The organism is Microcoleus sp. D2_18a_B4 (assembly GCF_036702475.1).
Lineage (GTDB): Bacteria > Cyanobacteriota > Cyanobacteriia > Cyanobacteriales > Microcoleaceae > Microcoleus.
The window spans coordinates 1-13950 of record NZ_JAUBTL010000028.1; the positions used below are offsets into that span (position 1 = coordinate 1).

The window sequence follows — 13950 nt, forward strand, 5'->3', positions numbered from 1 at the left end:
CATCTTGCCTGTTCTTCCACAACAAAAAAACTGTCTTGTGAAACAGGCATCTTGCCTGTTCTTCCACAACAAAAAAACTGTCTTGTGAAACAGGCATCTTGCCTGTTCTTCCACAACAAAAAAACTGTCTTGTGAAACAGGCATCTTGCCTGTTCTTCCACAACAAAAAAACTGTCTTGTGAAACAGGCATCTTGCCTGTTCTTCCACAACAAAAAAACTGTCTTGTGAAACAGGCATCTTGCCTGTTCTTCCACAACAAAAAAATTTTGTGGAACAGGCATCTTGCCTGTTCTTCCACAACAAAAAAACTGTCTTGTGGAACAGGCATCTTGCCTGTTCCTTTATTTTACTTAATTGACCGCCGACTTAACGGTTTCGGGCCCAGATACCTGAGAGGAAAGGCGACTCGCCACTTGGTTGACGAAAGATTGCAAGAAAGAAACTTGCTGATTTTGCGTAAATACTGCTTGCAAAGTTTTAGTCAACTGGTCGACATTTAAAATGCCTATTGCAGCATTTTCCCCTTCTCGACTTTGGAAATATTCAATTAAACTTAGTCCAGCTATTCTGGTAAAATATGCTGCACTAATTCCCTGCACCGCGCCTCCGGCTACGTAGGTGACAGCATTGCTTTTCAGCAATCCAGTAATAGTTTGGGTAGACATTTCTACCAACCCTAATTTAAACATTTGACTTGCCAAAGTTGCCGCTACTGTCTTAGCTTGGTCTAAGGAAAACTTTTGCTGGTAGATAGCGCCGAGGTCGATTACGAGTTGGGTACTGATGGCGGTTGTTGCTAGCAAGTCTAAAGCTGGAACCGGGTTAGTAAAGACGGCGGCGGCGGCGATGTACTGATATTGTTCGATAATGGGAATTGCCCGATCGCGCCTGACCGCATTTAATAAGGTTTTCGCCTCTAACTTGATACTTGCAGCCTCGCGCACTGCACTCGCCCAGACCAACTGTTGCCGCTCTTCAGTTAAGATTTTAGTCAATCTTTCCGTCAGCGCGTCGAGTTGAGAGACTTGATTTTCGATGCGTTCTTGAACTGTGCCGTCCGCTTGGTGGCGGCGCACTTTAATAGAATTGGGAGAAGCTGCGATCGCAATTATCTCTTCTGTCCCCAATATTCCTTGCATTTTCTGCTGCAAAGAGTTCAAAACCTGCGACTGCTGTTCTGGCAAATATTGGTCTTGTTTGTTCCAGACTAGCAACACGCGCTGACCGGCGGACGCTAGCTGAGATAATGTTTTAAATTCGGAATCTGTGATGTCGCCCGCTGTCACAAACAGCACTAAATCACCGTTGATTTTGGCATCGGCATTTGTATTAGCAAACAGCGCTGCTGTTTCTTGTAAACTAAGCTTTTGCGGGTCTTGAGAGGCCCAATTAGAATTTAAAACTTGAATTAAGGCAGTTTTGCCGACAGCTTTGCCACCAGTTACGGTAATCCGTAAATCTTGTCTATCTAATTCGCTTCTGAGCCGATCGAGCTTTGCTGTTAGATTAGCAGGATCGGCGGAGTTTGGAGCTTCTGAGGCTAGCAATTTAATTGCCGCTTCGGAAGCCGCGATCGCTTTTTCGGCTGCTTCCCTGTTGGCCAGGGGTTGCGGGAGTGCGAGTTCTAGTTTGGGGGATTGTTGCTTCCACCACCAATACCCCGCACCTGCAGCCGCCAAGCCGATGAGTGCCGTTTCGCCCATTTCTGAACCCGAATGCTGTAGAGTTTCCAGCAGCCACAGCGCTGCTGAAAGTCCTATTCCGCCTATCAAAATCGGTCGCCGCAAGTTAAGTGTCATTTTTCCCTTCCTGTGGGTATTGTCGCCAAGCTTAACCTTACCGGGCTTGGCCTCCCTCCCTCTATTCCATCGTACCTCTGTGGCATCCAAACTGGCAGGCGGGCGATCCGACTTTTTGCGATCGGGATTTGCGGCCCCGGCGACAATCAACCTTTTGCACTTCTACAAATGGGGAATATTGGGCCCAAGCCCTCACTACAAACGGGGAGATTTTTACAGCACTTTTCAAATATAAGAGTTAATTTTTTGTTGGTGTTGGTAATGCTTGAAACTGCGATTGAAAAATATCAATTATTTGTTTGGGAATTGCTCGCGGGCGCATGGTGGTAACTTCAACCCAAACCCAAAGCGCCTCTGCTTTTAACAATATTTCGTCACTTCCAGCCAAGCGAATTTCGTAGCGGCGGACAGCGCGCGGGCCGCGCATTTGTTCGATCCAAGTGGATATCTCCAATCGATCGCCCGAGGCTGCCGATCGCAAATAGTCAATCTCTATCCGTCGCATTACAAAGACGCCGCCCAATTCCCGGTAGCGATCGAGTGTAAATCCCAAATGTTCTAAATGTTCGATCGCAGCGTGTTCTAAATAATGCTGGTAAACAGCATTATTTACGTGACCGAGAGCATCCATTTCATAATGTCGCACTCTAATTTCTGTAGTAAATGGTGTCAATTTCTCACCTTTCCACTTGTTGCGGTATTTTGTAGTTCCGAGTGCGATCGCACTCTGGGTCGATACTCGCTCAGAACTGATTGCAAGTTACACTCAATAGTTAAAACATCACTGCTTCCAGGTTAATCTTAGTCCTAGAAGCACAGACGGTCATCACCTTGGTTTTTTTACGACAATACACTGGCTTAAAACCCTAAGTCTCGGTTGAAAAACCCGGTTTCTTGGTTCTGAGTGCGTCCCGGACTAAATCTTTGAGAAATCGGACGGGTAATTGTTTAGTCTCCCAGACAAATCCCTAAACCGCGAGCCGTTTTAACCAGAGTACCATCAAAGTCTACAGGTCTGTATTTGGCGATCGCATCTTCCAGAGGAACGCTAACAACTTCCCGCTTTTGCCAAGATACCATGCAGTCGTATTTCTCTTCGGCAATTAAATCAACTGCTGCGACGCCAAAAGCAGAAGCAATTAACCTTTCTAGCGGTGAAGGAGTCCCTCCGCGTTGAATATGTCCCAAAACAGTGACGCGAGTTTCTGCACCGCTGCAGTCAGAAATTGTATCCGCTAAATACTGACCAATTCCGCCTAATCGACTTTGACCTAAGCGATTTGTGTGCATTACTAATTCGCCTTCTTCAGTGCGAACTGCCTCCGCTACTATAATTAAACAGTAGTTTTTTCCCCGGTCTAGGCGTTCTTGGATTTGGGCACAAATTTGGGAAATTTTGTAAGGGATTTCGGGAATCAGAATTATATCAGCTCCCCCAGAAATTCCGGCACTGATCGCAATATGTCCCGCGTCGCGTCCCATGACTTCAACAATCATGACGCGACTGTGACTTGCCGCAGTAAAATGCAAGCGATCTAGTGCTTCAGTGGCAATATTGACAGCCGTATCAAAACCGATGGAACGCTCGGTAATTCCGACATCATTATCTATTGTTTTAGGAATAGCCACTAAATTCAAATTGCCGTGTTGAGCAATCTTCCTGAGAATGGCGAGACTGCCGTCGCCACCAATGCCAATTAAAGCATCCAGACCTAGTTGATGATAGCCTTCGATAATGTCGTCAGAACGATCGCGTAGACTCCCATCCGGCATCGGGAAAGCAAAAGGGTCGCCCTTATTTGTCGTACCTAGCATGGTACCGCCAATGGTGAGCCACGAGTCTACTTTCTCAATATCCAACGGAATTGCTTCAGGGGGACGGCTCATCAATCCGTTGGTGGCTTGACGAATCCCCATGACTTTCCAATTGTAAGTTCCCGTTGCGCGGTAGACAACGGCTCGAATAACTGCATTTAAGCCTGCACAGTCACCTCCGCTGGTGAGGATACCGATACATTTTTGTTCTCCCATAATTGCCCGACTTTTGTTACTCTGAATATGAGTTGATATTTTTAGATCCCGATCGTCCAATCCTGATTTTAGACGTAAATAGGTAAGCGAAAATAAACTTTACTTTGTAACAGAATGTAAAGCTATCATAACTTTTGTGATAGCTTTCATAAGATATCGCTCCTTTGGGGGGCGTTTCACTCGTTTTTGACTACTTATGTATTTTCAAGCTTCATCGACCTAATTGAGTGCCTCATCTCTGACGCATCCCACAAGTTCGATCGCCAACTAAGTAGCATCGCCAATCACCGTCTCCAACAAAACATCAATTTTACTTGGGATTGAGGCGTTTAGAAACTTGGTTAATTATACCGCTGAGAATAGCACCCCCCATAAGAATTCCGAGGGCGGGATTAAATACGGGCTGCCAGAGACTGTACCACAAATCAAAACCGAGATTCACGCCAGTCGATCGACCTGCTACTGCGATCACAAACCACCCAAAAATGGCAAAGACGAAAAACACATCAGCTACTAAAAACAAGTTGAGCAAGTTAAGAAATTTATCTTTCATTGTCGAGGGTTCCTTTTGAGTGTATATGTGTCAACTTTTGGCAAGCGGTTGGTAATGGAGCGGATTGATAGCTGCAACTGGCGATCGAATAAAGATAAAATATCATTCAATTGTTTTCGCGCACAGGCTGTCAAAATATGGTTCGCTATACACTTCCTCAAAGCCCCGAAATTATTTTAACTGTCAAAGGGAAAGATTCAGCCAAAGCCCGCGAAGAAGCGATGGATCGGCTGATGGAACTCATGGATGAGGGCAAGCTGCCTACGGAACTCGTGGAGGGATTTGGGCCCAAGCAGTTTGTTGAAGTTAAGGATATCGAAGATGCTGCGTCTGAAGGCGAGGACGCGATTACTGAAGCAGTGCAGATTTTGAGCAATTTGGCAAGTCTCAAATTGAAAGTGATGGAATCCCGCGAAGAAGCACTCAAAATCCGGGCGGCGATCGACATTTTGTTTACAGATGAGGCTGTGACTGCCGAGGAAATTGGTCGTTTGAAAGATGGTTTCAAGGTTCTCAAAAACTTTGCTCAAGCTAACGTCCGCTATCGAGAAGCTAGAAGTAAAGCCGAAGAAGCGCGGGCAATTCTCGACGAAGCTTTGCAATCTGTAGAACCGGAAAACAAGGCGCAGAAGTCGGCGAAATAGCAGCAGGTTGTGTTAAAACTCACATCAGGCACCATTCTCAAGAACAGGCAAGATGCCTGTTCCACAAGAAAATTTACTATATATTGTGGAACAGGCATCTTGCCTGTTCATAAAAAGCTTATTGACAATGGTGCAACATCTGAGTTAAAACCTATTTCTGTCATTGCCATCCGCAACGAAGCAATCGCCGAGGTTTGCGATTGCTTCGTTTCTTTATTCGGACATACAATAACTCTGCTGCAAGACATAATATTAACTTTATCCACATTGAAATCAGGAGAAAATTGTGAACCAACAAACAGGAACTCTCAGAAACTCGATGTCCGGCAGCTTGCTGCTGGCTAAAAAGTTAGGCTTTCAACCAAGAACTGTGATTGATGTCGGTGCGGCATTAGGAACTTTTAATCTTTACGAAACTTTCCCCGATGCGCGACATTTGCTAATTGAGCCGATCGCCGAAAATGAACCTTACCTCGCCAAAATTTGCCGCCATCTCAAAAGTGCAGAATACATTATTGCTGCAGCGACCAAAGAATCGGGAGTTTTCACCCTCAACGTCAGTCCCGGTATGGTGCATTCTTCACTTTCTGAAAATCCTGTTACTGACAGCAGCAATCCTTATTTGAGAAACATACCAGCAATTACCCTGGATGGAATATGCAGGGAAAGAAATTTGCCAGGCCCGTATTTAATTAAAGTTGATGTAGACGGACAGGAAGTAGATGTTTTAGCGGGAGCAACTGAGATTTTGCAGCAGACTGAATATGTAATTGTAGAAGTTACTTTGTTCGGTCAGATGTATGATGTAATGAGTTTTATGAAGTCCCAAGGATTCGCCGCTTACGATATAGTTGATTTGGCATATCGCCCGATTGATTCAGCTTTGTGGCAAGTTGACATGGCTTTTGTTAAGGAATCCGGTCACTTCCGAAAAGAGAGGGGTTACGCGACAGGAGAACAGGATATCGAAGCACTTAACTCCCATCTCAAAGCTTATCGGGAAAGTTTCATCCAACACATTGAGACTCATTACAGCGACCCAGTAGAGCCGGAACCACAGGTCACTCAAGCTGTTTTGGGCGAAGATTATGTCATCATTTAACTCAAGTTGCTTCCATCTGATACCAAATCCTGGTCGCACTTCGCACGCTTGTTTAATTACTCCTCAACCTCTAAAAAACGGGTTTTCTAAATGCTGCTATTGTCGTCTATAAGCTGGCAATCTGCTGTATATTCTGCCAGCATTTTCATTTTGAAGGAGATTTATTGGTAATATTTTTACAGCCTCTGAGAACTGACATTTCTCAAAGTTCTGTTCAGAAATAATATCAATTCCGGCAGTAAGGCCGGAATGATATCAAATCCGCGCTGCGAAAGTCGGGCGTAAAGTCGAATCCCGATGCCAACAAATAATTGCTCAATTTTCATTTTTTTGACTCCTCCTTCTACAGTCAACAGTCAACAGTCAACAATGATAAGGAGTGCAACCGGAATCGATATAATTTCTCTTTTGTTTTCTCCGTTAACTTCTCTGTAAACAGAAACTTTAAAATCTCCTTCAAGTTTTAGCACATAGTAGATAGAGCTAAGAGTGGTATATTTAGTATAAAATAGTTTGTAAAAGGAATTGAAGTAAGAACTTGAGGAGACAATACCACTCTGACTTAAGACAACTTTTTTTCATCTTCCTGGTAGTTTATAGATGCAGATTCATTACACTGTATGTATAAATCAGAAGCAGCGGCTGATTTGGGAAGATTTATTCCACTTACTATATTGATGTAATATGTACCTATTATGTTAGTAAAGTTTCTTCTTTTATTAGACTGAAATTAAGCAGTCTTAGCTTAAGAATAATTTGTAGATAGCTTCTAGCACGTCCTCCTTGAGCCATAACTCCTATCCGATTTTTTTAAGTCGTGGATAAAGCGATTGATATCGCATCCAAGCCTCTTCTAGGGTGGGCTCAACTGATTGGGGAGTTGCAGCAAGCGTTGGTGTGGCTGCCAGTTTGCTCGTGTCATTAGCCTCTGCGTATATGCCAATTCCTATACCCGCCAGTAGAGCAGCACCACGCGCAGAAGCCGCAGCAACTGTAGTTGCATAGAGGGGTATTCTCAATACATCGGTCAGTAATTGTTTCCAAGGCATTTCTGCAGTTCCACCGCCAGCTAAACGCAGTTCTGTCGCTTTAAAACCTGTTGCCTCAAGTGCCTCAAAACCTTGTCGCAAGGCAAAAGCAACTCCCTCTAAAGCTGCCCGCATCAAGTGCGCCTGTGTGTGATGAAGTCCCAGCCCCACCCATGCCCCACGTATATATGGATCAAGGTGTGGAGTTCGCTCACCCGTGAGGTAGGGCAAAAATGTCAACCCTTCACATCCTGGGGGAACAGAAAATGCTTTAGTATAGACTTCCTGCCAGCTTAAGCCGAGGATACCTCGCACCCACTCAAGCGCTAACCCGGCATTTTGCATTGCTGCAAGGGTGTACCACTGGTTAGGGAGGGCGGTTCGATAGAGATGGGTACGACCATGACGATCGATAATTGGTTGCGATCGAGGTGTAATGATTTGAGCGCCTGTGCCTATGGTTAGTTGAACCAAACCAGGCTCTAGTAGTCCGTTACCAAGTGCCGCCGCTGCCGTATCCGCCGCACCAGCAATAACGGGTAAGCCAACTCTTAAGCCAAGATGCTCTGAAGCAATAGTTGTTAGGTAGCCGGAGATCGCACTAGAGGGGATAATTTTTGGTAAGCAATCACCACGTAGATTCAGGGCTAAGATTGCATCCCCAGCCCAGTTATCCGACACAACATCGTAAAGCAAAGTACCGCTAGCATCAGATGGTTCCGTTGCGACTTCTCCTGTCATCCGTAACCGCAGCCAATCTTTGGGCTGGAGTGCCCAACGCGCTTCGGTGTAAACATTAGCCTCGTGTTCTCGTAGCCACAACAAAGTGGGGCCCGCCATTCCAGCCGTAATCGGGTTGCCCAAGCGCTCTAGAATAGCGGCATCGAGCGAATGATAAGTGTTAAGCGTGGCACTAGAGCGAGTATCTGCCCAGAGGATAGCAGGACGCAGAGGCTGACCCGACTCCGAAGCTAGGACAACACCGTGCATTTGCCCTGAAAGTGCGATCGCCTGTACTCGATCGGCATGATTTCCCACTGCCTTCCTAACAGCCGAGGCAACAGCTAACCACCAATCTTCTGGTTCCGACTCAGCCCATCCAGGTTGGGGTGCATGAACAGGATAGGATGTTGATGCTTCACCTATAGTGGTTCCGTCTGTCGCTAGGAGCAATGCCTTAGCAGAGCCTGTTCCTAAATCTATGCCAAGCAGCATGATAGCTAATCCTCAAATCATTTAGTGTCTCAGTAAACGGGCGATCGCTTTTACCAATTCATCAGGTTCAACAGGCTTGGAGATATGCATCTGAAATCCTGCTGCTAAGGCTTGCTGCTGATTGATTTCTCCAGCATAGGCAGTAAGTGCGATCGCAGGAATCGTGCCGCCCTGTTCAGGGAACCACTTTCTAATTTGCCGAATCAGGGCATAACCATCCATCTCTGGCATCCCAATGTCACATAACAGCAGATCGGGGAGAGATTGATTCAGGAGAGTCAACGCCTGTGCACCGGAAGCGGCTGTCGTAACTTGTGCGCCAGATTGCATCAGGGTGAATGCTGCCAACTCCCGCATATCTGCATCGTCGTCCACAACCAAGACCTGAATACCTGCTAAGTCTGCCGCACTTTCTGGGTGTCTGTCATCAGAAGAGGATTCCGCCTCTACGAGGTTTAACGGTAGCTGGATGGTAAATGTAGCCCCTAAGTTCTGTCCTAAGCTGTCTGCTTGAACCGTTCCTCCATGCAGTTCGGTAAAATGATGGACGATCGCCAGCCCCAATCCCAATCCGCCAAATTGTCGAGTCGTTGTGCCATCTTCTTGACGGAAGTAGTCAAACACATGGGGTAAGAAGTCTCGACTGATGCCTTTTCCAGTATCTTTGACTTGAATCTGAGCATAGGTGCCAACTTGCTCTAGTTGCACCTCGATTCGTCCTCCGGCTGGGGTGAATTTCACAGCATTGGAAAGGAGGTTCCAGACTACCTGTTGGAGGCGATTCGTATCACCTGAAACCGTTCCTGAAATAGGATTAAACCTGGTCTGGATTTGAATGTGTTTGGCTTCGGCTGCCAGTCGTACCGTTTCCAGACCGGCTTCAATCGTTGCTGCTAGATTCACACTCGCGACGTTTAAGGTCATTTTTCCTTGCAGAATGCGCGAGACATCCAACAAGTCCTCAATTAATTGAGCTTGCAGCTTGGCGTTGCGTTCGATCGTTTCCAGGGCTTGCTGGGTTTTTGTGGCATCGAGTCGCCCACCTCGTAGCAATTTTGTCCAGCCCAGAATCGGATTGAGGGGCGATCGCAACTCGTGGGACAACACAGCCAAGAATTCGTCTTTAATTCGGTTAGCGGCTTCTGCTTTTGCGCGATCGCGTTGAGCCAATCGGTATAATTGAGCATTGTCGATCGCCAAGGAAGCACGACGCGCCAATTCCTCTGCCAGTTGCAAATCTGCTGAGGTATACCGTCGTCCAGATTCGGCACAGATAAAGGAAATGACCCCTAGAATTCGTGCCTGAGTCCTTAGTGGCACCGTCATTACAGAGCTGAATCCAACCTGCCGCAGCATCTCTAAATGCTCTGAATCACGCGCTGCCTGTACCAATAGTTCATCGGGAATATCCGGCACGAAATCAGATTGCCCAGTTCGCAAGGTGTATGCACCACCGCGAGGGTCATCCGGGTTCAGCGGATACTTGTCTCTAATCTGATATGCCCATTCCAGTTTAGCCTGGTCGATGTGAGCAACAGCAATCTGCTCGATCGCACCATCCTCTTCTATCATGTGAACCGTACACCAGTCAGCTAATTCCGGCACTGTAAGCTGCGCGACTTGCTCTAGAGTAGTTTGATAATCGAGTGAGGATGCCAGCACCGCACTTGCCTCAGAGAGAAAGCGTTGGGCAAGCTCTAACTGCACCCGTTCCGTCACATCTACCACATAGACTAGAACCCCTTCGACCTGACCATTTGAGTTAACAGTTGGAAGATAGTAAACGTTGTAGTAACCGGGACGGCGATCTCCGCGTCCGGGAACATTCACTGCAAAGTTGGGTGAAATGAAAGGATTCCCTGTGGCGTAAATCTGATGGAAGACTTCAACTAATTTTGGATCGGATTGACCAAAAATATCTGGAATTGAATAGCCTAAGTGTTGCTCGCGGGTTAATCCATTAATTTCTGCTAATGCTTCGTTAATAGCAATAAATCGCTGCTCGGAATCTAACAGAGCAAGTCCAATGGGTGATGTTTCAAAGATGGTTTCCAGTTGGCGCTGTGCGGCTTCGGCTTCCGATCGTGCGAGGCGCTCGCGTTCTAACAGTTGTTCTCGTTCTTGTTCTGCATACTTGCGCTGCGTCACATCCAGCACCAGCGATAGCACCGAAATCATCCGTCCCGATTCGTCCCTGAGACTGGAGTTATACCAGTCGCAATGCACAATGTTGCGATCTTTCGTGTAATTGCGGTTGTATGAAAAAATATGGGGTTCTTCACCATAGACCAGCCGTTGGCAGACTTCAGTCACCGATTCCAGGTCTTCCTCAAAGACAAAAGGTATCTCTGTTAAAGATTTGCCCAGAATTTCTTCGGCCCTCCAGCCCAAAATCCGCTCTGCACCAGCAGACCAGCGAATGATTTGAAAGTCTCGATTCCATTCAACGACTGCCATTGGAGAGTTTTCAACATGGAAGTTGAGCTTTTGTAGGGCTTGACGCAACGCCTCTTCTGCTTGCTTGCGTTCTGTGATATCAATGACAACTCCGATCGAGTGCTTGGGATTTCCCTGAGAATCATAAGTAAACTGTCCTCTCGCTTCCACCCAGTGAATGGAGCCATCAGGCCAACGCAGGCGATGTTCATGGTGATACTCCTTCTTGTCTGCTATGGCTTGCTGAAGTTTTGCATTGGTTTGTGCTAGGTCATCAGGATGAACCCGACTTGCCCAAACCTCATAGCAGGGTTCAGACTCATTGGGTTGCAGACCGAGTACCATGAAATGTCCTTCTGACCAAAGCAAGGCATCGGTCTGCATATCCCAGTCCCACGTTCCCATGCGTCCGACCTTCAGCGCCAGTTGCAGATGAGCTTCACTTTCTCGCAATTCCTCTTCTGCCCGCGATCGCTCCACGGCTAGCCAGGTTTTTTCAGCAATTCGCTCCATCAGCACCACATCTTCCTCCGTCCAGTGGCGAACAGAGACATGGTGCAACACCAACAATGCGACAAATTTCCCCTCTTTCACCAAGGGAACACATAGCAGAGACTTGGTTTGGATTGCATCGAAGGCAGCCGCCCCAACTCCGGCAGTCCGAGAATCGCGATCGACATCATCCACGACAATTGTTCTGCCCTGCTTTAATTCAGCAATGAGTTCAGGGCCAAACGAATCTAGGTGATGTCTACCCACCACGCTGATTACACCATTGCAATAATCGCGATCGACAATGACATATTCCTGCGTTGGATCAATTTCGCCGTAGGTACAGCGAGTGACACTAAAGTGTTGCCCTGTAGCACAAACCACCTGCCACATAATTTCTTTGGGGTCTTGAATGGCACGAATCCCCTCATTCAATTCGATTAGGAATTGTTGAATTTCTTCTTTCTGCTGGAGGTTCTTGAGCAGTTGTTCAATTTGTTGCCTTGCCCGCACCTGGGCTGTCACTTCAACGTTATAAATCAACACGCCTTGAATGGTTCCCTCTGCATCCCGCCAAGGCGGACAGATGCAGTTGAAAAATCCCTCTTCCAACACACCATCACCGTTTTTATCCCAGTAAGCAGGCGATTCATTCCGAATAAATGTTTCTCCCGTCCGGTAAACGCGCTCAATGACATCAAAGTAAATTTGCCCCTCTAGTTCCGGGAAAACATCCCGCATTGATTTCCCGATCATGTCTGGAGTGCGCCCAGTCCCTTGCTGATAGGTTGGATTGGCAAATTCATACACAAGATCGGCACCTTTAACAATTCCTATCATGGCCGGCAATTGCATCAGGATGTCATGCAACCGCTTGCGTTCGCTTTCTGCTGACCGTCGGGCAGATTGTTCTCGTTTTAAAAGGCGATCGCGCTCTGCTTCGATCTGTTTGCGTTCTGTGATGTCAACCGAAACGCCAACCATGCGAACTCCTCGCCCCGTTTCATCCAGATAAACTTGTCCCTGACTGTTGAGCCAGCGCATAACGCCGTCTGGACTAATTACCCGATACTCCTGTGCGTAGGACTGTTCGACTGCAGTTGCCCGTTGGGCTGCTTGGATCACCCGTTGTCGATCGTCTGGATGAATGAGTGCAAAAAAATCTTCTCCTGTGCCTTCATGAAAACCCCAAACGTCTAGAGCATTAGCAGAACACACGACCTGATTGGTCGGCAAATCCATATCCCAGACCACCATCTGAGCCGCCGTCAGTGCCAATCGCAGGCGTTCTTCGCTCTCTCGTAATGCCTGTTCAACTTGTTTGTAATCCGTCAAGTCTTGGAAGATAACAACGGCTGCAACAATCTGCCCCTGCTTATCTAAAATCGGTGCTGAGTTGGCGTTAATGAAAATGCGGCTACCATCATTTCGCTCAATTTTCATCTCCTCGTTGGTAACGACATCACCTGTTTTTAGCGATCGCGCTAAGGGCATATCTTCATGGGCATAGGGTTGACCATTAGAACGAAGTGGAATGTATGAAACGAGGGCATCATATTCGTTAAGCTCAACCGATGGTTCGTAGCCATATCCAACAATCTGCTTAGCTTGTTCGTTGGCCAGAACCAACTTACCAGATGCTGCATCGGCAATCATTACACCCGCAGGCATTTGTCGTAAAACGGCTTCAAATCGGGCGCGTTCAATTTCAAGCTCGTGCAATAACCGTTCTCGTTCTGCCTCTGCTTGCTTGCGTTCTGTAATATCGCGAAAATAAACTGCTACTCCTGCACTCCAAGGATAGGCCTTCGCCTCTATCCAACGCTGGACTGATTCCCCAAATTCTTCCCAGGAAACAGGAACCTGTTCCGTCATTGCCCGATGGAGTTCTCGATAGGGAATTGCACCAACCAGCTCAGGAAAAACCTCATTCCAAACGTGCTTTCCCAGTAGCTCTTCTGGTGTTTTGTGCAGGATTTGAGCCGCCGCCCGATTCACGTAGGTGTAGCGCCAGTCGCGATCGAAGGCGACAAAAGCATCGGTAATGCTTTCCAGAATTGTTGCTACCTTGCCCTCAGTTTCTTGGGCAGCAATCAACTGTTCGCCTTCAAGAGTGCGGGCAAAGCGTTCAATGACTTCAGAGCGAGAAATTCCTCGCCTGTGAGCCTCTTTATCGAGCGATCGCCATGCTGTATTAGTCAGAGATACGCTCACTCGTTGTTTCGTCTCCGAGTTCCAATTGCTAACAAACTTGCCTGTCGCGTCGCGCTTCATCCAGATTCATCCGTATACATACACGGTCTTCTCCATTGAACCTGAGTTACTCACTCAGGAGAATCTGCCTTAAGATAGATGCTTTGGCGATAGGGAAGATAGGCAAGAATGACATCAATAAATATTGCGCTGTATTGGGGGCTGAATTTCCCTTTGCACTCGTAGACATAGAGGTGGGCTAGACGGGAGAATCCCACGGCTTTAACGTAGTGCAGCCGTGGCAGTGTCAAATACAGCAAATTCCATGTAGATGTAGGGCGCCAGAAACCGGGTTTCGAGCAACAGAATCAGTAATGATGCGAGAACTGTAAAGAAACGGGCGTGAGAGCGCGGTGTACTTCATAAACCTGGAATACGCTGTATCCCTCTTTTGTC

General features: G+C 47.0%; 12 protein-coding genes. 3 read left to right on the plus strand and 9 right to left on the minus strand.

Going from position 1 to position 13950, the window contains the following annotated elements; genetic code table 11:
• From QUB04_RS17115 to QUB04_RS17135, 5 genes are all read right to left on the minus strand, one after another.
• Positions 1-329: hypothetical protein (locus QUB04_RS17115; RefSeq protein WP_333286103.1), on the minus strand; the 329-nt coding region annotated here is incomplete at its 3' end.
• A gap of 22 nt (positions 330-351) precedes the next feature.
• Positions 352-1950 carry a slr1306 family protein gene (locus tag QUB04_RS17120; protein WP_333286104.1) on the minus strand — a complete coding sequence of 533 codons (1599 nt, stop codon included), beginning with the start codon at positions 1948-1950 and terminating at the stop codon, positions 352-354.
• An 88-nt stretch (positions 1951-2038) separates the two neighbouring features.
• The gene (locus QUB04_RS17125; protein ID WP_333286106.1) at positions 2039-2473 is read right to left on the minus strand and encodes a thioesterase family protein; all 435 of its coding nucleotides are present in this window, start codon (positions 2471-2473) and stop codon (positions 2039-2041) included.
• 275 nt (positions 2474-2748) lie between these two features.
• Positions 2749-3831 carry an ATP-dependent 6-phosphofructokinase gene (locus QUB04_RS17130; protein ID WP_333286108.1) on the minus strand — a complete coding sequence of 361 codons (1083 nt, stop codon included), beginning with the start codon at positions 3829-3831 and terminating at the stop codon, positions 2749-2751.
• Between the two features lie 310 nt (positions 3832-4141).
• A complete protein-coding gene (locus tag QUB04_RS17135; RefSeq protein WP_333140736.1) occupies positions 4142-4384 on the minus strand; it encodes a hypothetical protein in 243 nt (80 codons plus the stop codon).
• 137 nt (positions 4385-4521) lie between these two features.
• Between QUB04_RS17135 and QUB04_RS17140 the strand changes: the two genes are divergently transcribed.
• From QUB04_RS17140 to QUB04_RS17150, 3 genes are read left to right on the plus strand one after another with little or no spacing between them, the layout of a single operon-like run.
• A complete protein-coding gene (locus QUB04_RS17140; RefSeq protein WP_190746025.1) occupies positions 4522-5028 on the plus strand; it encodes a hypothetical protein in 507 nt (168 codons plus the stop codon).
• A 9-nt stretch (positions 5029-5037) separates the two neighbouring features.
• A complete protein-coding gene (locus QUB04_RS17145; protein ID WP_333286111.1) occupies positions 5038-5373 on the plus strand; it encodes a hypothetical protein in 336 nt (111 codons plus the stop codon).
• A complete protein-coding gene (locus QUB04_RS17150; RefSeq protein WP_333286112.1) occupies positions 5315-6130 on the plus strand; it encodes an FkbM family methyltransferase in 816 nt (271 codons plus the stop codon). Before QUB04_RS17145 ends, QUB04_RS17150 begins: the two co-directional genes overlap by 59 nt.
• A gap of 176 nt (positions 6131-6306) precedes the next feature.
• On the opposite strand, the gene QUB04_RS17155 is transcribed toward QUB04_RS17150, so the two are convergent.
• The 4 genes from QUB04_RS17155 to QUB04_RS17170 all read right to left on the minus strand — a co-directional run bounded on the left by QUB04_RS17155 (position 6307) and on the right by QUB04_RS17170 (position 13575).
• Positions 6307-6456, minus strand: a complete 150-nt coding sequence (locus QUB04_RS17155; protein WP_333286115.1) for a hypothetical protein — start codon at positions 6454-6456, stop codon at positions 6307-6309.
• A 30-nt stretch (positions 6457-6486) separates the two neighbouring features.
• A complete protein-coding gene (locus QUB04_RS17160; RefSeq protein WP_333286226.1) occupies positions 6487-6681 on the minus strand; it encodes a hypothetical protein in 195 nt (64 codons plus the stop codon).
• 246 nt (positions 6682-6927) lie between these two features.
• Positions 6928-8373, minus strand: a complete 1446-nt coding sequence (gene xylB / locus QUB04_RS17165) for a xylulokinase (RefSeq protein ID WP_333286117.1) — start codon at positions 8371-8373, stop codon at positions 6928-6930.
• Positions 8374-8394: 21 nt separating this feature from the next.
• A complete protein-coding gene (locus QUB04_RS17170) occupies positions 8395-13575 on the minus strand; it encodes a PAS domain S-box protein (protein WP_333286118.1) in 5181 nt (1726 codons plus the stop codon).
• Positions 13576-13950: the final 375 nt, after the last annotated feature.

Bases quoted from the DNA above. Each gene is read 5' to 3' on its own strand.
- QUB04_RS17130 (WP_333286108.1), bottom strand. From the start codon at position 3,831: ATGGGAGAACAAAAATGTATCGGTATCCTCACCAGCGGAGGTGACTGT.
- QUB04_RS17135 (WP_333140736.1), bottom strand. From the start codon at position 4,384: ATGAAAGATAAATTTCTTAACTTGCTCAACTTGTTTTTAGTAGCTGAT.
- QUB04_RS17140 (WP_190746025.1), top strand. From the start codon at position 4,522: ATGGTTCGCTATACACTTCCTCAAAGCCCCGAAATTATTTTAACTGTC.
- QUB04_RS17155 (WP_333286115.1), bottom strand. From the start codon at position 6,456: ATGAAAATTGAGCAATTATTTGTTGGCATCGGGATTCGACTTTACGCC.
- xylB (WP_333286117.1), bottom strand. From the start codon at position 8,373: ATGCTGCTTGGCATAGATTTAGGAACAGGCTCTGCTAAGGCATTGCTC.
- QUB04_RS17170 (WP_333286118.1), bottom strand. From the start codon at position 13,575: ATGAAGCGCGACGCGACAGGCAAGTTTGTTAGCAATTGGAACTCGGAG.